23 protein-coding genes are annotated in these 26,683 nt (G+C 70.3%); 4 read left to right on the plus strand and 19 right to left on the minus strand.

Annotated features, from left to right (window positions below):
* Positions 1-8 precede the first annotated feature (8 nt).
* The 12 genes from BLQ63_RS08445 to pruA form a co-directional block, all read right to left on the minus strand.
* On the minus strand, positions 9-1,400 hold the full coding sequence (locus BLQ63_RS08445; protein WP_091031748.1) for a DUF58 domain-containing protein: 1,392 nt from the start codon (positions 1,398-1,400) through the stop codon (positions 9-11).
* Entirely contained in the window at positions 1,397-2,395 is a 999-nt protein-coding gene (locus BLQ63_RS08450; RefSeq protein WP_091031751.1) for an AAA family ATPase, read from the minus strand. The genes BLQ63_RS08445 and BLQ63_RS08450 overlap by 4 nt, the downstream gene beginning before the upstream one ends.
* Positions 2,392-2,904: a hypothetical protein gene (locus BLQ63_RS08455; RefSeq protein WP_091031754.1), complete on the minus strand. Its 513-nt coding sequence runs from the start codon at positions 2,902-2,904 to the stop codon at positions 2,392-2,394. The genes BLQ63_RS08450 and BLQ63_RS08455 overlap by 4 nt, the downstream gene beginning before the upstream one ends.
* Positions 2,901-3,632 carry a DUF4129 domain-containing protein gene (locus BLQ63_RS08460; RefSeq protein WP_091031756.1) on the minus strand — a complete coding sequence of 244 codons (732 nt, stop codon included), beginning with the start codon at positions 3,630-3,632 and terminating at the stop codon, positions 2,901-2,903. Before BLQ63_RS08460 ends, BLQ63_RS08455 begins: the two co-directional genes overlap by 4 nt.
* A gap of 156 nt (positions 3,633-3,788) precedes the next feature.
* Entirely contained in the window at positions 3,789-4,211 is a 423-nt protein-coding gene (locus tag BLQ63_RS08465) for a protein-tyrosine phosphatase family protein (protein WP_091031759.1), read from the minus strand.
* A gap of 38 nt (positions 4,212-4,249) precedes the next feature.
* On the minus strand, positions 4,250-5,542 hold the full coding sequence (locus BLQ63_RS08470; protein WP_091031762.1) for an MFS transporter: 1,293 nt from the start codon (positions 5,540-5,542) through the stop codon (positions 4,250-4,252).
* 63 nt (positions 5,543-5,605) lie between these two features.
* Positions 5,606-8,119 carry a CHAT domain-containing protein gene (locus tag BLQ63_RS08475; RefSeq protein ID WP_091031766.1) on the minus strand — a complete coding sequence of 838 codons (2,514 nt, stop codon included), beginning with the start codon at positions 8,117-8,119 and terminating at the stop codon, positions 5,606-5,608.
* A 10-nt stretch (positions 8,120-8,129) separates the two neighbouring features.
* Positions 8,130-8,660, minus strand: coding sequence for a hypothetical protein (locus BLQ63_RS08480; protein ID WP_091031770.1), 531 nt, complete (start codon positions 8,658-8,660; stop codon positions 8,130-8,132).
* Entirely contained in the window at positions 8,650-9,267 is a 618-nt protein-coding gene (locus tag BLQ63_RS08485) for an RNA polymerase sigma factor (protein WP_091031772.1), read from the minus strand. Before BLQ63_RS08485 ends, BLQ63_RS08480 begins: the two co-directional genes overlap by 11 nt.
* A 4-nt stretch (positions 9,268-9,271) precedes the next feature.
* Entirely contained in the window at positions 9,272-10,822 is a 1,551-nt protein-coding gene (locus BLQ63_RS08490) for a S8 family peptidase (RefSeq protein ID WP_177154843.1), read from the minus strand.
* Positions 10,823-11,165: 343 nt separating this feature from the next.
* Positions 11,166-11,465, minus strand: a complete 300-nt coding sequence (locus BLQ63_RS08495; protein WP_091031777.1) for a DUF397 domain-containing protein — start codon at positions 11,463-11,465, stop codon at positions 11,166-11,168.
* 55 nt (positions 11,466-11,520) lie between these two features.
* The gene (pruA, locus tag BLQ63_RS08500) at positions 11,521-13,146 is read right to left on the minus strand and encodes an L-glutamate gamma-semialdehyde dehydrogenase (protein ID WP_091031780.1); all 1,626 of its coding nucleotides are present in this window, start codon (positions 13,144-13,146) and stop codon (positions 11,521-11,523) included.
* Positions 13,147-13,457: 311 nt separating this feature from the next.
* Between pruA and BLQ63_RS08505 the strand changes: the two genes are divergently transcribed.
* A complete protein-coding gene (locus BLQ63_RS08505; RefSeq protein ID WP_091031783.1) occupies positions 13,458-14,405 on the plus strand; it encodes a hypothetical protein in 948 nt (315 codons plus the stop codon).
* Here BLQ63_RS08505 and BLQ63_RS08510 read toward each other — a convergent pair.
* Positions 14,351-14,833 carry a DUF6912 family protein gene (locus tag BLQ63_RS08510; RefSeq protein ID WP_091031785.1) on the minus strand — a complete coding sequence of 161 codons (483 nt, stop codon included), beginning with the start codon at positions 14,831-14,833 and terminating at the stop codon, positions 14,351-14,353. The two genes, BLQ63_RS08505 and BLQ63_RS08510, sit on opposite strands and share 55 nt — an antisense overlap.
* Positions 14,834-14,838: 5 nt before the next feature.
* Complete coding sequence (gene secA, locus BLQ63_RS08515) at positions 14,839-17,751, minus strand: preprotein translocase subunit SecA (RefSeq protein ID WP_091031788.1); 2,913 nt, start codon at positions 17,749-17,751, stop codon at positions 14,839-14,841.
* Between the two features lie 111 nt (positions 17,752-17,862).
* On the opposite strand from secA, the gene BLQ63_RS08520 reads away from it, so the two are divergent.
* From BLQ63_RS08520 to BLQ63_RS08530, 3 genes are all read left to right on the plus strand, one after another.
* The gene (locus tag BLQ63_RS08520; protein ID WP_091031791.1) at positions 17,863-18,984 is read left to right on the plus strand and encodes a GNAT family N-acetyltransferase; all 1,122 of its coding nucleotides are present in this window, start codon (positions 17,863-17,865) and stop codon (positions 18,982-18,984) included.
* Positions 18,985-19,088: 104 nt separating this feature from the next.
* Complete coding sequence (locus tag BLQ63_RS08525) at positions 19,089-20,057, plus strand: GNAT family N-acetyltransferase (protein WP_143014815.1); 969 nt, start codon at positions 19,089-19,091, stop codon at positions 20,055-20,057.
* Positions 20,058-20,141: 84 nt separating this feature from the next.
* Positions 20,142-21,287, plus strand: coding sequence for an Ig-like domain-containing protein (locus BLQ63_RS08530; protein ID WP_245680924.1), 1,146 nt, complete (start codon positions 20,142-20,144; stop codon positions 21,285-21,287).
* Positions 21,288-21,448: 161 nt separating this feature from the next.
* On the opposite strand, the gene hpf is transcribed toward BLQ63_RS08530, so the two are convergent.
* From hpf to BLQ63_RS08555, 5 genes are all read right to left on the minus strand, one after another.
* A complete protein-coding gene (gene hpf / locus BLQ63_RS08535) occupies positions 21,449-22,129 on the minus strand; it encodes a ribosome hibernation-promoting factor, HPF/YfiA family (RefSeq protein ID WP_091031802.1) in 681 nt (226 codons plus the stop codon).
* 405 nt (positions 22,130-22,534) lie between these two features.
* Positions 22,535-23,185 (minus strand): ComF family protein, encoded by a 651-nt coding sequence (locus tag BLQ63_RS08540; protein WP_091031806.1) that lies wholly within the window; start codon positions 23,183-23,185, stop codon positions 22,535-22,537.
* Between the two features lie 16 nt (positions 23,186-23,201).
* The gene (locus BLQ63_RS08545; protein ID WP_091031810.1) at positions 23,202-24,587 is read right to left on the minus strand and encodes an ABC transporter permease; all 1,386 of its coding nucleotides are present in this window, start codon (positions 24,585-24,587) and stop codon (positions 23,202-23,204) included.
* Complete coding sequence (locus tag BLQ63_RS08550) at positions 24,587-25,876, minus strand: efflux RND transporter periplasmic adaptor subunit (RefSeq protein WP_091031813.1); 1,290 nt, start codon at positions 25,874-25,876, stop codon at positions 24,587-24,589. Before BLQ63_RS08550 ends, BLQ63_RS08545 begins: the two co-directional genes overlap by 1 nt.
* A 96-nt stretch (positions 25,877-25,972) precedes the next feature.
* Positions 25,973-26,665 (minus strand): ferritin-like fold-containing protein, encoded by a 693-nt coding sequence (locus BLQ63_RS08555; protein ID WP_177154844.1) that lies wholly within the window; start codon positions 26,663-26,665, stop codon positions 25,973-25,975.
* Positions 26,666-26,683: the final 18 nt, after the last annotated feature.

Raw genomic sequence — 26,683 nt, forward strand, 5'->3', positions numbered from 1 at the left:
GAGGGGGCTCATCGGTAGCGCCTCCGGTTGAGTTCGGCGAGCACGTTGTCCAGGGAGGCCGCGCCCTGCCAGGGCTCGACGGCGACGCCGAGGTCGCGCAGCTCCATGACGGTGTTCTCGCGGCCCAGCCGCCAGAGCCGGTCGGCGTACGGCGTCCAATGTGTCCTGGCGGGCGGGGCGACGCCGGGCGGGAGCGTGTCGACGCACAGCACGGGGCGGCCGGCGCGGGCGAGCGAGGCGATGAGCTGCAGGGCCCGGTCGGTCAGCAGGGGTGTGAAGACGACGTTGAGGCCGCGCTGCCCGGAGAGCTGGCGCCGCATCATCTCCGGCGAAGGCGGGAGCGGATCGGCCGGGAGGTCGATCGAGGCGAGCCAGCGCAGGGTGGCGGCGGCGTGGCGCCTGCCGGCGCCGGGGCGCATCTTGCGGCCGCGGGCCCCGAACTCGACGCAGGAGACGCGGTCGCCCTGGAGCGCGTAGTGGGAGGCGACGGCGCCCGCGGCGCGGACGGTGAGGTCGGCGATCGAGGCCGAGCCGTACTTCGGCGACGCCTGCGAGCCGTCAATCGGCATGACGCCGCCGGAGACCCCGGCCTCCACCTGGAGGTCGAGTATCAGCGTGACGTCGGTGTCCCTTTCGGACAGTGTGGCGTTGACGTAGAGGTCCTGCGAGCGCATGGAGGTGCGCCAGTCGATGCGCCGGAGCCGGTCGCCGGGCTGGTAGAGGCGGACCTCGGCGAGCTCGCCGGAGTCGCCGCCGCGGCGCGAGCGGTGGACGCCGGTGACGCCCTCGGCGAACGGCAGGGACTGGGCCGACTCGAACCAGTCGGGCACCGGCAGGACCCACACGGTCGTGCCGGGCAGGCGCTGCACGGTGGTCTCCAGCAGTCCCCCGCAGGCGACGGAGCGCACGTGGACGGGCCCGAGGTGGTGGCCGCCCCAGCGGCGGGCGTGCCCGGCGACGACCATGTCGCGCCCCGACGAGGGCGCGAGCGACTCGGCGAAGTCGCCCTTGCCGGTGTGCAGGGCGATCCACGGGTCGGCGGCGGCGGTCACGAGCGTGGTGATCGCGACCGGCTCGGGATTGACGACGACGAGGCTCGCCGCGGCGGTGGCGCCTTCGGCGCAGGACTCGTCGTCCATGGCGGTGATGCGCGCTTCGGGCGGCTTCACGGGCCGGCGCTGGAGCAGCACGGCGGTGCCGATCGCGAAGGGCGCACCGATGAGCACCAGGTCGACCCGGCCGAACGCGACGCCGAGGAGCAGGCACACCGCGACGAGGACGACGGCCCGCGTCAGGGCCGGGGTGCGGCGCCAGGTGACCGGCGGCTCGGCGACGGCCCGGCGGAGGGGCCGGGCGTTGTCGGTGCGCAGGTTCAGCGCGGGGTCGCCGGCGAGCGTCATTGGGGCTGAGTGCTGTAGCTCGGGGACTGGGCGGTCTGGGGCGCCAGGACGCCGCGGCAGATGTCGGCGACCACGGAGGCCGGGTCGATGCGGCGCATCCACAGCTCGGGTTTGAGGGTGATGCGGTGCGCGAGCGCGGCCCCGGCGACGCCCTTGACGTCGTCGGGGGTCACGAAGTCGCGTCCGGAGAGGACGGCGACGGCGCGGGAGGCGAGCAGGAGCGCGAGCGAGCCGCGCGGCGAGGCGCCGACCTGGACCTGGGCGTGGCCGCGGGTGGCGGTGGTGATGGCGACCATGTAGCGCCCGACCGAGTCCTCGACGGTGACGTTCTCCAGGGCGCGCTGCATGCCGACCAGGGTGGCCGCGTCGATGACGGGGTCGAGGTCGACGGTCTCCACCCGGCGGGAGAGGCGGCGCTGGAGCACCTCCCACTCCTCGTCGGGCGTGGGGTAGCCGAAGGAGACCCGCAGGAGGAAGCGGTCGAGCTGCGCCTCGGGGAGCTGGTAGGTGCCCTCGAACTCGACGGGGTTCGAGGTGGCGAGGACGGTGAAGGGCTCGGGGAGCGGGTGGGTCTCGCCCTCGACCGAGACCTGGCGCTCCTGCATGGCCTCCAGGAGCGCGGACTGGGTCTTGGGGGGCGTCCGGTTGATCTCGTCGGCGAGCAGCAGGTTCGTGTGGACCGGGCCCTTGCGGTAGACGAAGTCGCCGGTCTTCTGGTTGTAGAGGAAGGAGCCGGTGACGTCGGCGGGCAGCAGGTCGGGGGTGAACTGGAGGCGCCGGAAGTCCAGGCCGAGGCTCTGGGCGAAGCACCGGGCCGTGAGGGTCTTGCCGAGGCCGGGGAGGTCCTCCAGGAGGATGTGCCCGCCCGCGAGGATGCCGGCGAGCACCAGCTTCAGCGGCTGCTCCTTGCCGACGATGACCGACTGGACGGACTTCAGGACCGCGTCGGCGTGGTCGGCGACCTGGTCGAGGCTGATGGTCGGGTGGTCGGTCATTGGATCTCCTCGATGGCGGTCAGGTGCTCGCCCAGTTCGCGCGGGGTGGGGCAGTCGGGTGCGGGCTGCGTCAGGAACAGGAAGGTGCGGTCGCCCAGGAGCGCCCGGCACTGGTCGGGCTGGTGCTCCAGCGACAGGCCGCGGCGCAGCCGCAGGCGCTCGGAGGCGAGTTCGACGAGCTGCTTCTTCGCGTTGGAGTCTTCGAAGCGGCCGGGCTTGTTCTCGGCGAAGATGAGCCGGTCCTCCCAGCGGCTGACGTCCGCGAAGGGCCGCCAGCTCGGTTCGTTCACGCTGCGCACGTGGAGTTCCGGGGACGGTTCGGTGTCGGCGCGCATCCCGTCGACCACCGACAGGGCGAGCAGCGCGGCGAGGGCGAGCAGGATCAGCTGCCACAGGGCGAAGTCGACGCCCGAGACCAGGGCGGCGGCCCACAGGAGCACGGCGGCGGCCACGGCAGCGACCGCGGGCCAGAGCCTGACGCGTCCGAACGGCGCGAGGAACTCCCTCATCGGGTCCCCCTGACGCCGAGCTGCGACTGGAGCGCGACGAGCGCGTCGCGGGCCTGGTCGCGATCGGCCTCGACCACGTCGTGCGGCGAGTAGCGGGCGCGGAGGTAGGCCTCGGTGAGCCGCGCGAGGGCGGCGCCGTCGAGGCGGTGGCGCTCGAGCAGGCGACCGACGAGGTCGGCGGGCGTGTCGGAGCCGTCCCGCTCGATGCCGACCGCTTCGGAGGCGCGTTCGAAGTGCACCCAGCAGGCCATGATCGCCGAGCGCGGGTCGTTGCCGAGGTCCATCTCGGCGAGCGCGGCGGCGACGGCGTCCTCGACCAGGGAGAAGTCGCGGTGCAGGTACTGCGTCTCGGGTTCGGGCTCGCCGTCGGATTCGGGGGCGTGGACGAGCCAGTCGATGAGGCGCCGGGCCAGGAGGGTGAGGACGAGGGCCACCGGGATGCCCAGGAGGACGCCGAGGATCAGCCAGGTGACCCAGGCGGGCAGGGTGAAGCCGTCGCGGGGCTCGCCGGTGGGCAGCTCGCTCGGCAGGGTCGACTGGCTCTCGGGCTGGAGCGGCCCCAGGGTCGGCGCCTCGCCCGTCGACGTCGGCAGCTCGCCCTCCTGCCAGGAGAGCCCGGCGCCCTGGGCGGCGATCCCGGCGACGAGCAGCGCGGCCGCGATGACGAGCACGGGCAGCCATCGCCGGCGCGCCGCAGCGGAACGCGGCTGCGGATCGGGGTGCGCCATAGGGGACCTCAAGGGGAGCGATACGTCTGGGGTTACCGGCCCACCCTATGCCAACGGCCGTGCAACCGCCTACCACCCCGGACGGGGCCGGTCGAGGCGACCGCCGCGCTCAGAGCGGGATGAACCCGCGCCCTTCGGCGGCCGGGTGGTGCCGGCTCAGTGGAAGCGCTTGACGAAGCGGTGCTGCCAGGGGGTCTCCACCGCTCGCTTCGCGTAGTTGGCGCGGACGTACGACACCGCCTTGTCCGCCGGCACGCCGTCGAGGATCGCCATGCAGGCCAGCGCGGTGCCGGTGCGCCCGTGGCCGCCGTGGCAGGCGAGCTCCACGCGCTCGGCCTCGGCTCGCTTCCAGGCCTCGCGCAGCGCGACCCCGAACGCGGGCTTGTCCAGCGGCAGCCGGAAGTCGTGCCAGGGGATCCAGCGGGACTCCCACTCGACCTCGGGCGGCTCGTGGCCGAGGAGGTAGAGCGCGAACGACGGGACCGGCCCCTCAGGTCGGGGCCTGCCCAGGCCCCGACCGCGCACGAGCCGCCCCGAAGGCAGCCGGAGCACGCCGGGCGCGCCATGTTCCCAAGTCATCGTCCGACTCTACTGCGGCACAGGCACTTCTCCGCACCTCAGTCGGCCCGGTGCTTTCCCTCGGGAGTTTCCGGAGGGTGCGGATCGGGGCCCGCGAAGGCGTCGGACAGCCCGGTGCCCTCTTCGGGGAGGTCGCGGAGGGTGCGGATCGGGGTCTTCAGGAGCACCAGGCATCCGGCGAACAGCATCCCGGCGGCGATGAAGAGCACGTACCGGGCCCCGATGGCCTCGCCGGCGAAGCCGCCCAGGATCGAGCCGACGGCCATCGACCCCCAGGTGATGACTCGCTGCGTCGCGTTGACGCGGCCCTGGATCGGGTCGGGGGTCACCGCCTGGCGGTAGCTGACGACGTTCACGTTGAACATCACGATCGCGGCGATGTACACGACCTGCCCGAGGAAGGCGCAGACCGCGCCCCAGCCCGGCCCGGACATCGCGACGACCGCCATGCCCGGCCCCGAGACCGCCAGCGCGACCAGCGCCGTCGGACCCATGCCGGCCTTCGCCGAGATCTTCCCGACCAGCATCGCGCCGAGCACGCCGCCGACGCCGGACCCGGCGAGGATGAGGCCGACGACCGCGCTGGTCTGGCCGGTGTCGCGGATCAGGAACACGACGAGCATGGCCTGGAACGCGCCGACCGACAGGTTGCACCAGGCGCTCGAGAACGCCACGGTCCTGATGATCGGGTCCTTGAGGATGAACTTGACGCCCTGCGCGATCTCGGCCCTGAGGTTCGGCTTCTCGGGCCGGACCGGGTCGGCCTCCTGGAAGCGGATGCGGGAGAAGCTGAACGCCGAGACCGCGAAGCCCGCGACGGCGACCGCGACGCTGATCGGGGCGGTGAGCAGCGAGACGAGCGGCCCGGCGGCGAGCGGCCCGCCGGTGTCGGACGCGGACCTGATCCCCTGGATGCGGGAGTTCGCGCCGGTGAGGCGATCGTTGTCGATGAGCATCGGCACGTAGCTGGCCTGCGCGACGTCGAAGAACACCGAGGCGAGGCCGAGCAGGAACATCACGGCGTACATGTGCCACAGGGAGAGCGCGTCGAACATCCAGGCGACCGGGACGCTCAGCATCAGCAGGGCCCGGATCGTCTCGCTGACGACGATGACCGGTTTGCGCCGCACCCGGTCGACCCAGGCGCCGGCCAGGAGGCCGAACACGACCAGGGCGATCTGGTCCATGGCGTTGAGGATGCCGATCTGCGCCTCGCCGAGCTTGAGCACGACGACGGCGATGATCGAGACCGAGAAGTACGCGATCTGAAGGGCGACCTGGCTGGAGGCGACCGAGATGAGGAGGAGGCGGTGGTCGGGGTGTCGGAACATCAGCTCGGACCGGGGGTGTCGTTCATCGGGGCGGACCTTTCACCGGGGGGTATGGGTCCGAGCTTAGGCGCCGAACGCGACAAACGGGTGCCACGGCCGGTGCTCGCCAACGGCCGCAAGTGCTTCGGCGGGGCTGGCACCCGCAGCGCAGTGGCGGTGGAACTCGATCATCATCTCGGCGGCCATGTCATCGGGCACCTGGCCGAGACTCGATACGACGGTGGAGGCACCGGCGTGCAGCAGCGCCGCGGTGAAGCCGAGCGTCTCATTCCCGACGGCGACCGTCGACCTGCCGAGGTCGCACGAGGAGAGGACGACATGGCTCGGCGGCTGGTCGAGACCGAGGAGCTCATACGCGTTCAGCGAGCCCTTGCCGAAGTCGAGTCGGGAGAACAGGACGTTGTTCGGCTCGTGGTGGCCGTGCGCTGCGATGTGCGCGATCGAGGCGCCGTCGAGCGCGCTGAGCACGGCATCGGGGTCGGATTCCTTCGCGGAGATGCGGAGCGGGTCCGCATAGAGTTCCGCGATGGAATCCACTTCGCTGTCGGCCCGGGTGAGGTTCGGCCCTGCGACGACCAGTGCGCGGCCGGTCGCGGCGGGACGCTGCACCGCACGCCACCAGGCCTCGGCCGAGGGTGAGACGGTGACAGCCCGACCGCGAAGGGGCGGCAACAGCGGCCACGGCACCCAGTTGAGTCGGCTGTGCGGAACGATGACCACCTGCCGGTCCCCGACGTAGTCGGCAATCGGCTTCCAAATGCCATCGGCAAGTGCGGTCGCGCTGCGCCGAATCGCGCCTTCGACGCTCGCCTGAATGCGGGGGTGGAGCCTCCGGCGGCTGCCGAGGGCGTCGAGGTCCGCGCCCAGACGACGTTCGAGCTCTGCCGCATCCTGGAGCGGCATCATCCACGTGAACTGCAGCCCGTCGCCCCCGGCGAGCACCGCGCATACCTTGTTGGCGATCTCGAACATGTTGACCACGACGGTGTTTCGCGATTCGGCGAGATCATGAATGGCATGGGGAGCGATGCGGTCGGCCCGTTTTCCCGAGCCGGGCTGCGCGCGCTCGTGAGCGCGGATCTCCTCCTCCAGCTCGTGGACTCGGCCGAGCGCCTCGGCGTCGTCGCCGCCTTCGACCTGCAGATCCCAGAGTCGTTGACGTGCTTGGCGAAGCTGACCGAGGGCTTCCCGGGCCGCGGGATCGGTGCTGGGCTTGACCGGCGGAATTCGAAGCGCTTGGGCGCGACTGCGTTCGACCCACCAGAGCATGTCCTTAGGGCCGCTGTGCCTGGCCACGTGACCGAGCCCCATGAACGCGAGCTGGGTCCCGAGGGCGGAGACCCCGGCCTGGAACTCGACCGAGCCGAAGGCCATCCGATACTCATCGAGCAGGTTGAGTCCGGCGAGCAGCTCAGGAAGGGGATCGCGATCCTGCGCCACCGCGAGTTCCGCCTTGGCGAGATACCGTGCCAACTCCTCGGCCAGCACGTCGTGGCCCGGTCCGTCGTGTTCGCCCTGGAGCATTTCCTCGACGCCGTCGAGCTCGCCGGCATTGATCTTGGCGCGGGCGGCGAGGATCTTGGCCTGCTTGAGCCTGAGGGTCCAGCCGCGCTGTTCCAGGGCATCGCACAGCCGCTGCACCTTGTTCGCGAAGTCCGAGCCCTGCTGACCCGAGTCGAACTGTCCCTGAAGAATGAGCAGGCGGGCCAGGAAGGCCATCGGCTCGTTCCCCTGGCTGTAAAGCGAATCCATCGCCTGTCTGGCCCATTGGTCGGCCTGTTCGGATCGGTTGTCCTCGAAGGCGGCGAGTGCCCGCCAGTATTCGGCCATCGCTGCATTCCGCTGGTCGCCCGCGAGTCGTTGCGCGGCAATGGCGTGCTCCCACCGCTCGGCGGCCTGCCGATACATGCCGACGCTCAGCAGTGCGTGGGCGTAGGAGGCATCGACAAAGGACTCGAGGTCCGGAGCGAGCTTTCGGAACTGCTCACGGGCCACATCGAATGCCGTGAGCGCCTTGGTGACCTCGCCCAGGTCGAGCAGAAGCAAGGCCTCGGCGTGGATCGCCCTCGCCCGGTTGACGGGGACATCGACGGTGTTGTAGAGCTCGATTGCGCGCTGGATGCTCTCCATTCCCTTGCGCAGTTCGCCTAGATCTCTCCACACCATCGCGCGGTTGTAGAACGATGCCGCATAGAAATTGCCGGGACCGTATTGCGCCAGTAGCGGCTCAGCCATCTCGAACCAGTGCAGTGCGTCGGTGAGGCGACCGTTCTGCCAGAGGATCAGCGCGCGCTGATGCAGCAGAATTCCTCGGTCTTCAGGGAATGCGAGGGTATCGGCGAAGTCGAGAAGCCGCTGCCCTTCCGCCGAAGCGCCGAGACTCGCCCGGTTGAAAGCCATCACCATCAGGATCTTGGTGGTCAGGCGCGCCCGCGCGGTCCCCACTTCCGGGAGTCGTTCTTCACTCCAATCGAGGAGTGCCAACGCCTCCTCCAGAACCGCTGCCGATTCTGCGATTCGGCCGCGACGGTTGAGGCGCTGACCACGTGTGAACAAACGCCAAGCGCCGTGGAGCATTCTTCATATGCTACAGCCGCACTGCGGGCGTGACGACAACCGCTGGCAGTCCTTCTCGCTGAAGCGCTTCATCGGGCCGGATCACCAGTTGGAACATCTGCCCGTCGGGCAAGCCTTCGAGCGCGAACCGGCCGGACTCATCGGTTGAGGCCCTTCGAGAGCCCTCGGGACTTCTGAGTTCGACCTCGTAGGTGCCTTCGGGCCCTATCCATCCGTCTAGGCGAAGTTCTCGCAGTGCGGATGGGCGCGGGGTCACCATCACGGTCACCGACTCGCAGTCGAAGGTGACCGAGGCCGGATCACCTTGGCCGACGACCAGGTCGGCGTCGCCTCTGGTCGGCACGAGTTCACTTGAGCGTGACACCCTGGCCACTCGCGCATCGAGTTCCGCTTCGAGTTCGAGCACGAACTGCACCCGCTCGTTGAGGTCCTCCGGCAGTGGATCGTCCCGGTGGTGCAGTTCGTTGATCACCGAGAGAATCCGCTCGTCGCAGGAGTCCAAAGGCTCGTATTCACCCTGATCTTCGAGTTCAGGCCGCATGTTCATCCCGCTCCTCACCTCCACTCCAGGACGGATCGTCCAGGAGCGTTTTCCTCAGTTTGTCCAGGCAACGGCCCCGGGTGGGACCGATGCTCCCCCTCTTCATCCCGAGTGCCCCGGCGATGACGTCGTAATCGGGCCGGGCGACCGTCGCCACGAAGGCGAGCAGTCTCCGGCACCGTTCAGGCTGGGCAAGGAAGGCACGGCGCACGGCTTCTCGCTCGACATCGCGGACCAGGTCGTCCTCGATGCCTTCGGCGGCCTTTTCCTCCTGGATGTCGATGGGATCGGCGACGATCTCCCGCCGCATGTGCCCGATCTGCTTCCAGGCCTCCCGGCTGACCGTGGTGAGCAGCCACTTGGTCAGCGCCCGAGGTTGCTCCAGCTCTTTATCGATGTGCCACAGTCGAAGCCAGGCCGTCTGCACGACGTCCGAGGCGCTCTCCCGATCGAGGCCCGTGCGACGGGCCGCTCGCCACAGGAGCTCGTTGAGCTCGCCGACGAGGACCTGCTGCGCGGTGCCGTCGCCGGCGCGCGCGGCGAGATAGAGCCGCGCGCGCCGGTCGTAATCGACGGCAGCCACCGAATGAGCCGAAATCGCGTTCATGATTTCAGGCTAGCTGCTTCTTCAATCGCCTCAACGCTTCGTGTGCGCGCGCTGACGCTTGAACGGCGTCATTCACCTCGCCGGCCTCGGCCTCCGCCATCGCGTTCACCAGGAACGATGCCGCCAAGGGCGCGGCGAACGAGGTGCCGCTCCAGACCGCGAACCCGGACGAGAAGTCGTCGGGGTCATGGCTTTCCCTGTGGCGGTTGAGGCTTGTGGACTTGGAACGGCGATCGGGCATACGCGAGCCCTTCGCCTCGCACGGGTACGTGCTCACCAACCCGGCCCCGGTGGCGTAGCACGAGACCCAGGGGCCCTCGTTGGAGAACATCGCGATGTGGCGGTTGGGGTTCAGGGCCCCGACGCTCAGGATCGGCGCGGCGTTCTCCACCGGGGAGTGCGCCGCGAACGCCGCCGGGTAGAAGGGCCGGTCCGAGGACTGGTTTCCGGCCGCGGCCACCACAGGGATGCCAAGGGCGACAAGGCGCTGCAGAGCGTCGCCGATCCAGCCGCCGGGCTGGTCGTCCGGGTCCTCGTCGACATAGCCCATGGCCAGGACGACCACGTCGACCGCGATCGCCTCCGCGTCTCCGCGGCGGGCGGCCTCGACCTGGTCGGCCACATGGTGGATGGCGGCGATGACCTCGTGCTCATAAGCGAGTCCGTCGTTGTGGATCACTCGGAGCGAATAGATCTGGACGTTCGGCGACATCTGCCGAAGCAGGCCGGTCATGAACGTGCCGTGCCCGAAGTGGCTGGCGACCTCGCCGATGAGGGTGGGCTCGTGTACCGGGCCCTCCCACGGGTCGTCCAGCGGCGGCGCGGGCGAGTCGGAATGCTGCCCGAGCTTGGTCTGGAAGGCGTGGTCGACCACCACGAAGGTGTCCTCGTGCTCGGTCCGGTCGGACACGTCGAAGGCCGGGTGCCGCGAGGGGACGCCGGTGTCCAGGACAGCGACGCGCAGGCGCTTGTCCAGCCGCGAGCGCTTGGGCATGGGGTTCACCATGTCGACCGGGATGCGTCCGAGCGAATGCGAGTGACCGTCGCCGATCGGCGGCTCACCGCTGCCGATCCCGCCGCCGCCCGTCTTCGAGCAGATCATCAGGTGCTCGAGGCGGACCTTGTCGAGCAGTTCGCTCGGCAGGCTCGCGTCGCTCGAGTCGGTGCGCAGCCGCTGGAGCAGCGACCACGCGTCGACGGCGGCCTGGTCGCCGTGGGTGCTCGTGACCGGGACTCGGTACGAGCCCTGGCCGGAGACGATCGAAGTCGCGGACTGGCTCTCCAGGAGCATGCCGGTCGGGCGGATCGCCGCTTCGAGCTTCTCGCGGGTCTCGGCGTCGTTGATGACCGACTCGTCCACCAGCAGGCGGTCGTAGCGGTAGATGGTGCCCACCGGCGAGGACTGGCCGGCGGTGCGGACGACCTGGCCGGGGGCCAGGACTCGACCGCCGTGGCGGTCCAGTGTGGAATACGACAGCTCGGGCACGCCGCTCATGTGGTCGCGGCGCGGATTGGGCTTCAGATGGGGTTCGTTATCGGCGAACACCAATCGCATGGGAGCTCCTCTGGTCGTCTCTCGGGGGGGTATGCGGTTATGTGTCGAGGAGGGGGATCCTTCGAGATCCATTCTCCTCGCCAGTCGCAACGCGCGGGGTACACGCGAGCTCCGATAGGTCGGGAGGCACTCAGGCCCGGAATGCCGTGAACGCCACGGGCTGGGCGGGTATCGCGACAATCACCTGGGAAGAGACCTCCGCGTTCGATGGGATACATCCCGCGTTCCCGTTTTTGAACTTGGCACGTTCACTCCAAGGTGGAAAACTCCCCCGCGCGCGAACGGCCGCGCCGACCACCTGGGTGGCCGGCGCGGCCGTTTGACCTCGGGTTCGGTTGTGGCCCTAGCGCTTCACGGGCTCGTCCTCGTCGTCGTCCTCGATGATCTCGACGATGGGCTCGTCGTCCCAGCTCTCGAGGTCGAACTCGCCGTCGCGGACGCCCTCGACGAAGGCCTCCCACTCGGACGGGGTGTAGATGAGGACGTCGCCCTCGGGGTCCTCGGCCATGCGCAGGGCCACCAGGCCGTTGTCGGCGTAGCCGATCTCCAGTGCCGCCGGCGTGCCGTCCTCGTGGGTGGTGCGTTCCCAGCGGGCCGCGGCGGTGTCGAACTCGCCCTTGAGCGGGTGCTCACGCTTCGTCATGGCCCAAGCATAAAAGGGCCCGGACCGCGCGGTCCGGGCCCCTCGTGCGGTTCTACTAACCCTGGTGCGGGTAGCGGTACTCCGTCGGCGGGACGAAGTTCTCCTTGATCGACCGCGGGCTCACCCAGCGGACGAGGTTCTGCCACGACCCGGCCTTGTCGTTCGTGCCCGAGCCGCGCGAGCCGCCGAACGGCTGCTGGCCCACGACCGCGCCCGTCGGCTTGTCGTTGATGTAGTAGTTGCCGGCCGCGAAGCGCAGCTCCTCGCTCGCGCGGCTGATCGCGGCCCGGTCGGTCGCGAAGACCGCGCCGGTCAGCGCGTACGGGGCGATGTCGGCGGCCTGGCGCACCACGGCGTCGAAGTCGGCGTCGTCGTAGACGTACACGCCGTTGATCGGCCCGAAGTACTCCTCGCTGAACAGCTCGTGCGTCGGGTCGGTCGACTCCACGAGCGTCGGCTGCACGAAGAAGCCCTGCGAGTCGTCGGCGGTGCCGCCGGTGACCACGGTGGCCTTCGGGTCCCCTTGCAGGCGTTCGAAGAGCGCGGTGTGCTTGGCGAACGCCCGCTCGTCGATGACCGCGCCGCCGAAGTTCGCGAAGTCGGTGACGTCGCCGTACGTGATGTCCTCGGTCATCCCGACGACGGCGTCCTTGAGGCCGCCCCGCCACAGCGACGCCGGCACGTAGGTCCGCGAGAGCGCCGAGCACTTCTGGCCCTGGTACTCGTACGCGCCGCGCACCATGCCGACCGCGAGCTGCTGGAGGTCGGCGCTCGGGTGGGCGATGATGAAGTCCTTGCCGCCGGTCTCGCCGACCAGGCGCGGGTACGTGCGGTAGCCGGCGATGTTCTGGCCGACCGTGGCCCACAGGTGCTGGAAGGTCCTGGTGGAGCCGGTGAAGTGGATGCCGCCGAGCTCGGGGTCGAGCAGCGCGGCCTCGGAGTGCTCGCCGAAGCCGGTGACCATGTTGACGACGCCCGGCGGCAGGCCCGCCTCCTCGAGCACCCGCATCACGAAGTGCGCCGCGAACTGCTGGGTCGGCGAGGGCTTCCACACCACGGTGTTGCCCATGAGCGCCGGAGCGGTCGGGAGGTTGCCCGCGATCGCGGTGAAGTTGAACGGGGTGATCGCCAGGACGAACCCGTCGAGCGGGCGGTGGTCCGTGCGGTTCCACAGGCCCTTGGAGGAGTTCGGCTGCTGCCGGTAGATGCCCTCCGCGAAGCTGACGTTGAAGCGCAGGAAGTCGATGAGCTCGCAGGCCGCGTCGATCTCGGCCTGGGCCGCGGTCTTGGACTGGCCGAGCATGGTCGCGCCGTTGAGCACGTCGCGGTAGGGCCCGGAGATGAGCTCGGCCGCGCGCAGGAAGATCGCGGCGCGGTCGGCGAAGTCGGTGCGGATCCAGTCGTGGCGGGCGGCCTTGGCCGCGGCCACCGCGGCGGCCCATTCCTCGCGCGTGGCCTCGCGGGCGGTGCCGAGGACGTGCGCGCGGTTGTGCGGCTGGACGACCTGGATCTCGGCGCCCGCGCCGCGGCGCCACTCGCCCGAGACGTGCAGGTCCAGTTCCAGCTGCTCCCCCGCGAGCTCGGCGAGCTTCTTCTGGAGGCTCTCGCGCTCGGGGGTGCCCGGTGCGTACGAGTTGATCGGTTCGTTCTCGGGCGTCGGTACCGTAAACAAGGCGTCCATCGCACCCTCCCATTGATTCGATGGCAACTACGATTTCATGTCTTTGATCTGTAGGTTACAAGACGCGCATCGCTATCGCCATCCTCGCACAGTTCCTCCCTCGCGACCTGGTGCGATGCGAACAAATACGGGCCCGGCGGACTGTGGGAGCGCCCAGGGCGGGTCCCGACCACATTCGCGCCTCCGCGGGCGGCCCGGAGGCGGGCGGTCCGTACGCTGGGCTGGTGACGAACTCGCAGGAAACACGGTCGCAGGAAGCACGGTCGGAGAAGGCACCGTCGCAGGAAGCACGGTCCGAGCGGGCGAAGGACGTGCCGTCGCCGGAGCCCGAGCCGCAGGAGGCGCCGGCCGCGAGCGCCGGCGAGTCCGCCGACCCGGTGCACGAGGCCCCCCGGCCCGGCCGGCCCGCGCTGTGGGTGCTCGGCCTCGCCGCCGCCCTCTCGCTCGGCGGCGTCGTCTACTCCCTCTACCGCGTCCTCGGCATGGCCGAAGGACTCGACGACACCGGCGTCATGCTCCTGGCGAACAACCTGTTCAGCCCCATCATCGTCACCGCCTTCGCCGGCGCGGTCGGCGGCGCCGTCGCCCCGCGCCTCATCCTTAAAAGGCGCAGTAAGGGCCCGCGGCGGGCGGTCGCCGCGCTCGGCTTCACCGTCGTCGGCATCATCGCGGCCGTCGTCGCCTACCTGAGCTTCAGCGTCGACGCCGACATCGCGCTCGCCCTGGCGCTCGTCCTGTTCGGCTCGGCGCTCGTCGGCGGGCTCTTCGCACTCCCGGCGCGCAGCGTCACCGTCGTCGCCGGCCTGAGCGCGACCCTGCTGCTCCTGCTGTCGATGTACGCGCGCGGCGTGCTCCAGCGGACCTCGACGGTGAGCCTGTTCTCCGACCCGCTCGACGAGTACGGCGCGCTCGGCAGCGCCGTCCCGTTCATCACCGGGCTCGCCTGCGGCCTGTGCGCGTTCCTGTACCTGCGCCGCAAGAAGGCCGGCGTGAAGCTCCTCGGGCACCTGCTCGCCGGCGCGATCCCCGGCGCGATCTGGCTGGTCTCGACCGTGCTCGCGCAGATCGGCGTCGAGGCGGTCCTCAACATCGGGCTCGAGGAGGTCTCGGCGCTCGACACGGCGTTCCTCGCGCTGAGCTTCCAGTGGCAGTACAACGGCTCGATGACCGCGATGTTCGCCGGGGCGTTCTGCGCGGTGCTGGCCTACGGCCTGCTCATGCCGAAGGCCCCTAAGGCCAAGGCCGCCAAGAGCTCCTGAAGTTCCTCCGGGGCGTACCAGTCCAGGACGTTCGCCTCGATCAGCCCCAGGTCCGGGGAGCCCGACGCCAGCTCGGCGGCGATCTCCTCGGCGGCGGCCGCGTCGTCCACGTGGATCGCCGCGACCTGCTTCAGGCTCACGCCGCCCTCGAAGTCCGCCTCGGTGCCCTCGGCCCGCTCGATCACCAGCGCCTCGGGCACGTCCGCCGAGATCACGACCCGCCGCGGGACCTGGCCGGCCAGCAGCCCCACCGACGCCGTCGCGGCGTCGGCGAACGCCGTGTACTCCAGGTCCTCGACGTCGGCGCCCGGCGCCGCGCCGGTGAGCCAGGCCGTGACCGCGTGCACCGTCGCCACCGGCCGCACCTCGCCGGCCTCGGCGAGGTGCGCCAGCATCGCGACGTCCGCTGGAATGTAGATGCGCGCCATGCCGCTTATTGTGCGGCCCCGCCGGGAGCGCCGTGGCAGCGCTTGTACTTCTTGCCCGAACCGCACGGGCACTGCTCGTTGGGCCCGACCTTCTCGGAGTGGCGCTGGCCCGGGTTCGCCTGCTGCGCGGGCGGGGCGGTCGCGGCCTTGCGGGGGCCGGCCGAGCGCGCCGACTTCGAGGCGACCTTGGCGGCGCCCTTCGAGCCCGCGCCCGGGGTGCGCTTGACGTCGCGCTTCTGACCGGGGACCGGCTTGGGCGGGCGCTTGAACACCGTGCCCTCGTCGGTCGTGGCCTGCTGGTGCACCGCACCGGTACCGTCGGCGCCGTCGATCGACGGGGCCGACTGGAGCAGCATCTCGGGCTTGCGCAGCGGCTCCAGGCCCCGGATCTGGGCCTCGGGCTCAGCGGTGCCGCCCTCGCCCGGCTTGGCCTTGAGCTCGGCGTTCATGAGGAACCTGACGGTGTCCTCCTTGATGCCGTCGAGCATCGTCTGGAACATCTCGAAGGCCTCGCGCTGGTACTCGATGACCGGGTCGCGCTGCGCGTAGGCGCGCAGGCTGATGCCCTGCTTGAGGTAGTCCACCTCGTACAGGTGCTCGCGCCACTTGCGGTCGATCGTCTGGAGCAGCACGCGGCGCTCCAGCTTGCGCAGGATCTCCTCGCCGAACTCCTCCTCGCGGGCGGCGTAGACGGCGCGCGCGTCCTTCTTCACGGCCTTCAGGAGCGACTCGGGGTCGACCTCGTCGATGCCGCCGGCGTCCTTGACGAACTCCTTGTGGTTCAGGCCGATCGGGTAGAGCTGCTTGAACGCGCTCCACAGCTCGTCCAGGTCCCAGTCCTCGGCGTAGCCGGTGCTGGTCGCGCCCGCGACGTAGGCCTCCAGGACGTCGTCCATGAAGTGCTCGATCTGCTCCGACACGTCCTCGCCGTTGAGCACCTTGCGGCGCTCGTCGTAGATGACCGTGCGCTGCTTGTTCATGACCTCGTCGTACTTGAGGACGTTCTTGCGGATCTCCGCGTTGTGACCCTCGATCTGCGACTGGGCCGACTCGATCTGCTTGGTCACCATCTTGGAGATGATCGGGACGTCGTCGGGCACGCGCAGGCGGTTCATCATGGCGCGCACGGCGTCGGCGTTGAACCGCTTCATCAGGTCGTCGGACAGCGACAGGTAGAACCGGGACTCGCCCGGGTCGCCCTGGCGCCCGGCGCGGCCACGCAGCTGGTTGTCGATGCGGCGCGACTCGTGGCGCTCGGTGCCCAGCACGTAGAGCCCGCCCGCGTCCTTGACGTCCTCCGCCTCGGCCTTGGTGGTCTCCTCGAACTTCTCGAGGGCCTCCTGCCAGGCGGCCGAGTAGGTCTCCTCGTCGGCCTCGTCGACGCCGCGGCTGCGCAGGTCGGTCGCGGCCAGGTACTCGGGGTTGCCGCCGAGCATGATGTCCGTGCCTCGGCCGGCCATGTTCGTGGCGACGGTGACCGCGCCCCGCTGGCCCGCCTGGGCGATGATGTCGGCCTCGCGGGCGTGGTTCTTCGCGTTCAGGACGTTGTGCGGGATGCCGCGCTTCTTCAGGAAGCGGCCGAGCATCTCCGACTTCTCGACCGAGACGGTGCCGACGAGGACCGGCTGGCCGGTCTCGTGGCGCTCGGCGATGTCGTCGACGACCGCCTGGAACTTCGCCTCTTCGGTCTTGTAGATGACGTCGGACTGGTCCTTGCGGACCATCGGCTTGTTCGTGGGGATCGGGATGACGCCCATGCCGTAGACGTTGTTGAACTCGGAGGCCTCGGTCTGGGCCGTACCCGTGATGCCCGCGATCTTGTCGTACATGCGGAAGTAGTTCTGGAGGGTGGTGGTCGCGAAGGTCTGGTTCTCCTGCTTGATGTCCACCTTCTCCTTGGCCTCGATGGCCTGGTGGATCCCCTCGTTGAAGCGCCGGCCCGGCAGTACGCGGCCGGTGAACTCGTCCACGATGAGGACCTCGTCGCCCTCCGAGACGATGTACTCGCGGTTGCGCTCGAACAGCTCCTGCGCCTTGATCGCGTTGTTGAGGTAGCCGACCAGCGGGGTGTTCACCGAGTCGTAGAGGTTCTCGATGCCCAGGCGGTCCTCGACGCGGGCGACGCCCGACTCCGAGATCGCGATGGTCCGCTTGCCCTCGTCCACCTCGTAATGCTCGTCGCGCTTCATGCCGCGCACGATCTCCGCGAACTCCTTGTACCACCGCGGGGTGTGGTCGGCGGGGCCGGAGATGATGATCGGGGTCCGGGCCTCGTCGACGAGGATCGAGTCCACTTCGTCGACGAGCGCGAAGTGGTGACCGCGCTGCACCAGGTTGTCGGCCGAGCTGGTCATGTTGTCGCGCAGGTAGTCGAACGCGAGCTCGTTGTTCGTCGAGTAGGTGATGTCGGCCTGGTAGGCCTCGCGGTGCTTCTCCGAGCCCTCGCCCGGGAGCACGATGCCGACCGACAGGCCCAGGAAGCGGTGGATCTCGCCCATCCACTCCGCGTCGCGTCGCACCAGGTAGTCGTTGACGGTGACCTGGTGGACGCCGTTGCCGGTCAACCCGTTCAGATAGACCGGGAGCGTCGAGACCAGGGTCTTGCCCTCACCGGTCTTCATCTCGGCGATGTTGCCCTGGTGCAAGGCGGCGCCGCCCATGATCTGCACGTGGTAGTGGCGCATCCCGCGGACGCGCTTGGCCGCCTCGCGGACCGTCGCGAACGCCTCGGGCATGAGGTCGTCGACGGTCTCGCCGTCCTTCAATCGTTCCTTGTACTCGTCGGTGAGCGCGCGGAGCTCCGCGTCCGTCATCGCCTCGTACTCGTCCTCAAGGGAGTCGACCGCGTCGGCGATCGCATTGAGTCGTTTGAGCGCGCGGCCCTCACCGGCTCGCAGCACCTTCTCGAACATCGACACGGAAGATCAGCCCCCAGCAACGTCTTGACCAAATCGGGTGGATTTCCCGCTCAATAGTACGCGTAGGCGGTGACTGGCCCGGACGCCGCCGGTGCGGCACAATCGTTGCCTATGGAACCCGTCACCCTCCAGGCCGAGGGCCTGCGCCTCGTGGCCTGGGAGCAGCGGCACATGCCCGATCTGGCCCGGATCTACGCCGACCCGCTCATCGAGCGGTACCTCGTCATGCCCCTGCCGTGGGCGGGTCCGGCGCGCGACCGGTTCGTCGGGACGCAGGTGCGCCACTGGCACGGCGGCAACCCCCGCTGGGCGGTCGTGGAGGCCGACGGCTCCCTCGTCGGATCGATGGCGCTCACCAAGTCGTTCCCCTCCGAAATGACCATCACCTACGTGACCGCGCCGTGGGCCCGAGGCCGCGGCGTCGCCCAGCGGGCCATCCGGGCCGCCGTGAAGTTCGGGTTCCAGAACCTCGGCGCCAAGCGCATCGCCTGGGACGCCATCGTCGGCAACCACGCCTCGCGACTGGCCGCGATCCGCACCGGGTTCACCGTCGAGGGCGTCGCGCGCTCGGGCGTCAACCAGCGCGGCGCCTCCCGCGACTGCTGGGTCGGCGGCATCCTCCCCGGCGAGCTGCGCGGCGCCGACGACCCGCCCGAGCACTACGGCGTCCTCAAGCGCCAGGCCCGGTTCCTCATGGCCGAGCGCCGGCCGATGGCGACCGACGCGGCCGGGCTGCGGCTGCGGCCGCTCATGGAGCACGACCTGGACGACCTCGCCGCGACCTGCGCGGACGAGCAGACCCAGCGCTGGGTGAGCCTGCCGAACCCGTACACCCGCGCCAGCGCCGAGAGCTGGCTCCCCGAGTCCCGGCAGCGCTGGGACCGGGGCGACTCGATGCTGTTCGCGCTGGCCGACGAGCACGACCGCTACTCGGGTTCGGTCGAGCTCCTCCTGGGCGAGCCGGGCGAGGCCGAGCTGGGCTACTTCTGCGCGCCGTGGGCGCGGGGGCGCGGCTGGATGACCGCCGCGGCGAAGCGGGTCTGCCGCCTGGGCTTCGAGCAGCTGGGCCTGGAGCGGATCGAGTGGCGCGCGGTCGTGGGGAACGAGGCGTCGCGCCGGGTCGCCGAGAAGACGGGGTTCACCGTCGAGGGGGTCAGGCGGCGCATCCGCCACGGCGCGGACGGCCGGCTCGACTCGTGGTTCGGGAGCCTGTTCCCCGAAGAGCTGCACTGACCGCGCCGGCCCGGGCCCCGGCGGCGCGGGCCGGGACGGGCATCTCTCGCAAACCAGGCATCCGAAACCTTGACGCACCGCTGCCGACCTGCTTGTCTGGGTTCGTGAATTTCTTCGAACCCGTCGAGCCGACGGCGTTCGCGCTGCGTCCGGCCGCCGAAGGCGAGAAGGTCGACTGCGGGTTCGAGCCGGACGCGGTCGCCGTCGGGCCGGAGGACGAACCGGCCTGGGGAGCGCTGGGCTTCGAGGGTTCGGCCGTCGTGTCCGTCCGGTTCTGGGTCGCGCCCGAACGGCGCGGCAAGCGGCTGGCCTCGGAGATGCTGCGGGCGGCCGTACCGGGCCTCTTCGCCGCGGGCGCGCGGCGGGTCGAGGTGCGCGCGCCGGTGCGCGACCAGGCGGCGATCCGGTCGGCGATGCGCGCGGGCTTTCGGCCCGACGGCGGGATCGCCCGGTGCGGGGCGTGGGACGGCACGGCGGCGCTGACGCTCGGGTTCGTGCCCGGGGACGGCCCCGGACCGGCGCCGAGGGTCCTGCCGGACCTGCCGGGCGGGACGCTCAGCGATGGCGTGGTCTCGCTGCGGCCCTTGGCGCCCGATGACTTCGAGGCGCATCTGCGGCACCGTTCGAATCCGGACGTGTACGCGGGGGCGGCCCTGCCGCTGCCGCCGAGCGTCGACGAGGCGCGGGAGTTCTGCGAGTGGCGGGCCGCGGTCGACTGGCTGCGGGGGCGCAGCGCCCTGATGGTGATCGACGACGGCGAGGGGTACCAGGGGACGATCGGGCTCTACGACGTGGCGCGCGTGGTCGGGACCGGGATGGTCGGCTACGACCTGCGCGCGCAGGTGCGCGGCCGGGGGTACGCGACGCGGGCGGTGTCGCTGGTGCGGCGGTGGGCGTTCCGGGAGGTCGGGCTCGACCGGATCTGGGCCGGGACGGACGTGCACAACGCGGCGTCGCAGGCGGTGCTGCGTCGCGCTGGATTCCGGTTGGAAGGGGTCGAAAGGGGCGGATTGCCCACGCTGGTAGGCGAACGGCGCGACACATTGCTGTGGGCTGCACTATCCAGCGACTGACGTGCAACCCAACGGGTAGCGCTACGCGTCGAGGATATAGTGATTGCGTCATTTCGCCTTGTGGAGGAACCCCCTTTGAAGCTCATGCCCGCGCGCGCCTTGGCGGTGCTGTCCCTGCTGCTCATGGCGGGTGCCTGCGCTGCGCCCGAGACCGGGACGTTCACGCCCGCGCCGATCGTCCCCGTGGTCTCGCTGGACGCCGTCCTCGAAGCGCAGGACCCGACCGCGCCGTTCACCCTCTCGGTGGTCGACGGCATCCTCGAGGAGGTCAACGTCACCTCCGACCGCGCCGAGACGATCGACGGCGCCTTCTCCGAGGACTTGACGACCTGGACCTCCGACGGCGTGCTCGACGCCGGCTCGACCCACACGGTCGTGGCGAAGGCGGTCAGCTCCGACGGCACGGTGACCGAGTTCGAGCAGCAGTTCACGACTGAGGCGCGCGAGAGCTCGGGCTTCGAGGTCGCCGACGTCACCCCGGTCGCCGAGGGCGAGGAGGTCGGCGTCGGAGCGCCGATCATCGTCACGTTCACCGAGGACGCACCCGACCGGGCGGCCGTGGAGGGCCTGCTCACCGTCGAGTCGGAGAAGGAGCACGAGGGCGCCTGGAACTGGATCAGCGACAACCAGGTGATCTACCGGACCAAGGAGTACTGGGAGCCGCACCAGACCGTCACGTTCACGGCCGGCTTCGAGGGCGAGTTCCTCGGCGACGACACGTGGGGCGGCGAGGACTACACCGCCGAGATGGTCATCGGCGAGTCGCAGATCTCCTACGCGGACCTGGACACCCACACCATGACGGTCGAGATCGACGGCGAGGTCGCCAAGAACATCCCGATCAGCGGGGGCAACGGCGAGGAGTGGGAGTACTACACCGCCACGGGCGTGCACCTGGTGATGGAGAAGTTCGCCGACAAGACGATGGTCTCCCCCGGCAAGGAGGAGGGCGACGAGGGCTACTACTCGACGGACGTCAAGTGGGCCACCCGCATCAACTCCTCGGGCGAGTTCGTCCACGGCGCCCCGTGGAACGGGAGCCTGGGCTCGGCGAACCTCTCGCACGGCTGCCTGAACGCCAGCGACTCGGACGCGAAGTGGTTCTACGAGATCGCCCAGCGCGGCGACCCGGTCGAGGTCGTCGGCTCCCCGCGCGAGATGCCGTGGAACAACGGCTGGGGCTACTGGATCCTGTCCTTCGACGAGTGGAAAGAGGGCTCGGCCCTCTAGCGCGAACACAGGCCGAGGCCCCGGGCTTGCGCCCGGGGCCTCAGTGCTGGTCCGAATACCACCCCTCAATGCATCCGGACCGCGGAATCAAGTTCCCCCTTTTTCGCTGCCGCGGGCTCGGTGCCGCGGCGGAGTCGGTTCGGCTCGGCGTTCGCGTCTGCTCAGAGGTCGAGGCGCAGGAGGCCGTAGTCGAAGGCCCTGCGGCGGTAGACCACTGAGGGGCGGCCGCTCTCCTTGTCGTGGAAGAGGTAGAAGTCGTGGCCGACGAGCTCCATGTTCTGGAGGGCGTCGTCGACGGTCATCGGCTCGCCGGGGTGGACCTTCTCGCGGACGATGCGCCCGGGCAGGTGCTCTTCGACCAGGCCCTCGTAGTGGTCCACGTCCTCGGAGACGAAGCGGGCCTCGGTCCGCGGGTGCTGCCCGTCGGGCTCGGCGAGGAGCGTTCCCGCCTCCTGCGAGACGCGGCTGCCGTTGCCGTTGGAGGTCGCCTCGGCGACCGACATGGGCGTCTTGGTGCCGCCGCGGTGGATGCGCTTGCGGTCGGAGGTCTTGCGGAGCTGGTGGCCGAGCTTGGTGACCGCCAGTTCGAACGCCGACCGGAAGTCGCCGGCGCAGGCTTCGGCGCGGATGACCGCTCCCTTGGGACGGCATGTGATCTCGACGCGCTGGGCGTGGTCGGCCTGACGGGGATTGGGCTCGTGATAGAGCTCGACGTCGATCGCTATGGCCTCCCCGTCGTAACGGGCGAGGTATTTGGCGATCTTCGATTCGATCTTCTCCGCGACGAGCTCGCGGTAGTGGTCGGGAACCTCCACGTTACGGCCCTTGACGACGATGTCCACCTCTGAACCTCCCAGGTGCCTCTCGCCCTGCCAGGCGGAAAGGCTGTCGAAGTTGTGTGCTGGGTCCGGAGCCGAAGTTCCGGTACGGCGGATGGAGCTACCTCCCCTCACGGATGGGACGACCTGCAGTGCAACCCCTCTCGACAAGGGGGCGTTCACCTCTGGGCCATCTGGCCTCTGTCGTCTCGTTACCGATCTGAGATTTCGAGACTATCCCTTCGGTCACCGAAAGTCGACCCTTCGGCTACCGGAATTCTCCAATGCCCGGGGGCGCGTGCGCGCGGTATTCACCGGACTCGGGATAACCATTCGCATTCACGGTCGAATGGGCGTCTCGACGCCTGTCGTCTTGACGACACTCGCGGGAGTACCCGGACCCCGCCTCATGAACCTCGTTCGTCGCTCTCATGCGGCGGCGACACTGATCGCGGCCGGGACGCGCAGGCCCGCCTCCCGCAGGGCCGCGGCGGCGGCCGCGAGCGTGGCCCCGGTCGTAACGACGTCGTCGACGAGGACCACGGGCCTGCCGGCGGCGGCCAGGGCCGCGGTGCGGCGGGGAGCGGCCCGCAGGCTCCGCTTCGCGGCCAGCGCCCGCTGGCGCGGGGTCAGGCCGACCGAGTCGGGCCGGGGAAGGGCCCTCAGGCAGGGGCGGATCTCCGCCGCGTTCCCGGGGATGCCCGCGCAGGCGGCGGCGACGTGGTCGAAGCCGCGGGCGCGGAGTGCGGCCCGGGTGGGCGGGATGGGGACGAGCACGGCGCCGGGGACCTCCTCGGCGACGACGGCGAGGGCGCGGCCCAGGAGTGCGCCGAAGGCGGGGGCGAGTTCGCGGCGGGCGCGTTCCTTGTACTCGTTGAGGGCGTGGGCGAGCGTCCCCTCGTAGGGCCCGGCGGCGACCACGGGCACGGCGTCGTGCAGCGGCGCGGCGAGCAGGGGCCGGAGCGCGGTCAGTTCGGCGGCGCAGTCGGGGCACAGGCCGCTGCCCGCCGCCGGCGCGCTCCGGCAGGAGGCGCAGGCGGCGGGCAGGAACAGGTCCCGGGCGTCCTCGGCGAGGTTCACGCGGGTCTAACGAGCGTCAGGCCCTCAGGGTGACCGCCGGGGGGATGCGGCTGGCGCGCCAGGCGGGGTAGACGCCGGCGACCACGCCGACGACGGCCCCGATGACGGGTCCGGCCGCGAACAGGGCGGGGTCGAAGACGATCTGCCAGTCGCGGTAGAGCGAGACGAACGCGGTCACGTTCACGCCCAGGACGGTGCCGAACAGGCCGCCGATGAGGCCGATGAACGTCGACTCCCACACGAACTGCATGGCGACGGCCCTTCGGGCGGCGCCGACGGCGCGGCGCAGGCCGATCTCGGTGCGCCGCTCCATGACGGAGACGAGCGCGGTGTTGGAGACCGAGACCGCGCCGATCACGAGCGAGACGGCCGCGAGGCCGAGCAGGAGTGCCTGCATCTCGTTCTCGACGCCCTTGCGGAAGCTGCGCAGGTCCGAGGGCTTGGACACCGAGAGGTTCTCGGCGCCTTCGGGGAAGACCGCGGTGGGCGCGGTGTCGGCGACCTTGTCGGCCGCGCCGAGGTCGGTGCGGATGAAGACCTGGGCGGCGTCGTAGTCCGCGTCGGCCGCCGTGCACGGGGTCGGCGGGACGATGACGGCGCCGGTGAGCTTGGCTTCGCCTTCGGGCGCCTGGTAGATGCCGACGAGGGCGTACTCCTCGCCGTCGAGGTAGACCATGGGCCCGCCTTCGAGGGAGGAGAAGCCGAGGTCGCGGGCGGCCGATTCGTCCATGATGGCGACGCGGTCGTCGCGGGCGACGTGCCCGGCGTCGAAGGCCGCTCCGTGGGTGAAGACGAAGCCGAACGCGTCCATCGCGCCCGGTTCCATGCCGAAGACCGGCACCTCGCGGAGGTAGTCCTGGTCCTCGGTGCGCGAAGCGGCGCGCTCTTCACCTGCGGCGCAGTAGATCCCTGCGTCGAGAACGCCGTTGATGGCGCGCACGCGCTCGGAGGACTCCAACGTGGGCGCGTATCCGGCGTCCCTCATGTTGTCGGAGAACGAGACCGTGACCTGGGTGGCCTCGGTCGAGTCGAAGCGCTCGGCGATGGCGTTGGCCGAGGTGGACGAGAGGCCGACGGTGGCGACCGTGGCGGCGATGCCCAGGGCGATGCCGATCGCGGTCATCCAGGTGCGCATCGAGCGCCCGCGCATCGACTGGACCGCCTCGTAGGCGATGCCCATGGTGCGGACTCCGAAGCGGCCCTTCGCCTTCGGAAGGCTCGCGGCCTCCTCCTTCGCGGCCCGCCGCTCGGCCTTGGCGGCGCGCTTGGCCTCCTTGCGGGCCGCGCGGCCCCCTGGCTCGGGGCCGCCCTCGCCGTCGGGGACGGTGCCCGGGGTTCCCTCGGCGGGAACGTAGTCGAGCATCTCGGTGTCGGTCTCGGGCTTGCGGCGCCTGCGGGCCATCAGCCGTTGCCCCGGTCGCGCCAGGCGATCACGACCTTGTCGCCCTCGCTCAGCTCGTCCTCCACGGGGACGACCACGCCGCGGCCCTCGTGGCGCAGGGTCACGTCGACCTCGATGTGGCGCTCCTTCCCCTCCTCGCCTTCGAGGACGGTGAGCATGGTGCGGTCCTCGGCGTCCGTCCACAGTGCGGAGAGCGGCACGATGAGCGCGTCCTCGGCGGAGCGGGCCCTGATGAGGGTCACCTCCTGCTCCTCGCCGGGGGCGAGGTCGTCGATGCCCTCCACCTTGTCGGCGTCGAACTCGAAGACGGCGAACGTCTTCTCGACCGCCTCGCCCTCCTCGCCGGTGAACTCGTCGGTCTCGCCGGCCTCTTCGCGGACGTCGAGCTCGAAGTTGCCGACCTCCTGGCCCTCGAGGGGGCCCGAGCCGTACTCGAGCTCGGCGTCCCCGCCGAGAGCGGTCAGCTCGGCGGCGGTCTCCTCGTCGAGTTCGGCCTCGAGCTTCCAGTCGCCCGAGGCGAGGACCATCACGGGCTCCTCGGCAGTGACCGGCGCGGACTGCTCCGCGTTGATCTTGCTGACCTGCATGGGCAGGTTCGGCAGGAACACGATCTCCGAGGCGGGCAGGGCGACGCGCTCGACCGTCTCGGTCTGGGCGCCGCCGGTGTTCTCCTCGCCGCCCTCGGCGTCCTCCTCGCCGGCGTCGCCTTCGGTCCCGGCGTCGCCCTCGTCCTCTTCGGTGATGACCTCTTCACTGGTGGTCGCGTGGTCGTAGCCGGCGTGGTCGTAGAGCTTCTTCAGGTCCGAGGCCGTGCGCGAGTCGAACGTGCCGGTCTTGGGGGTCCCGTACAGCTGCTGCAGCGCGAGCTGGAGCTGTTCGACGTCCGGTCCGGTGTCGCCCTCCTGGAGGTCCCGGTAGGCCGGGACGTCGCCTTCGAGGGCGATCATGGGGCGGCCGGAGACCTCCAAGAGGACCGTTCCGGCCTTGACCTCGTCGCCGACCTTCAGGGGGATGTCCGAGGCCAGCGCGGTCTCGATCCCCTCGGGCGCGGCGGGGGCCTGGACGCTGAAGTCCCCGGTCCGGTCGAGCACCGCGTCGAATTCGATCGTGTCGATGAGCTGGTCCTGGTCGACCCGGACGGTGATCACACTGTCGTCCGGTTCGGATGTCTCCTCCGCGCGCTGCGCCGGCGTGCGCGCCTGCGCGGCGAAGTACCAGGCGGTACCGGTCGCACCCAGCAGTGCCAGGGCGAGCACCCCGCTGACGACATGGCTTTTCGTGAGCCGCATGTTTGTGTCCTCCTCCGCCCCCAAGACGCGGGAGAAGAACGGCTTCGTTGCGGCCGAACCGTCTCAATTCGGTAACACCCCTTGCGGGGCCCGCCGTCAGTTGTTCAGGCCGACCGACTTCATGCGGTCCTGGTGCGCCCGGGTGAGGCGTCGCAGCAGCGTGTCGAGGGTGCCGCCGTCGCCGACGATGAGTCCGGTGAGGCGTGCGTTGGCGGCGGCCACGCCCTGTGCGCGGTTGATGCCCTCGCCGACGAGGCGGCGGGCCCACAGCGACAGGCGCCCGGTGACGGAGGGGTCGGCCTCGACGGCGGCGCGGATCTCCTCGGCGGCGAAGTCGGCGGCGGTCGTCTCGGCGAGCACGGTCTCGATGAGGGTGCGGTCGCCCGGTTCCAGCCCGGTGGAGACGGCGCGGAAGAAGTCGTCGGCGACGGCGTCGCCGAGGTAGACCTTCACGAGCGCTTCGAGCCAGTCGCGCGGCGAGGTGGAGGCGTCAAAGGAGCGGAAGGCCTCCTTGAACGGGGCCATCGCCGCGGCCGGGTCGGCGCCGAGCTCGGCGAGGCGGTCGGCGAGGAGCCGGTAGTTGCGAATCTCACCGACGGCCGCCTCGGAGAGGGCGGCCCTGCGCCCCAGGTCGGGGGCCAGCCGCGCGTCGTAGACCATCCGCTCGAACGCGAGCAGCTCGCCGAGGGCAAGCAGCCCAAGGAGATCGATGACGGATTCGCGACTGGGGGCCGCGGCGACGGGGACGGGGTCGTCGGCTCCGGCGGCGGGATCAGTTGTCTCGGACACGGGGGCAGGTTATCACTG

It is taken from the genome of Glycomyces harbinensis, assembly GCF_900101745.1.
Taxonomy (GTDB): Bacteria; Actinomycetota; Actinomycetes; order Mycobacteriales; family Micromonosporaceae; genus Glycomyces; species Glycomyces harbinensis.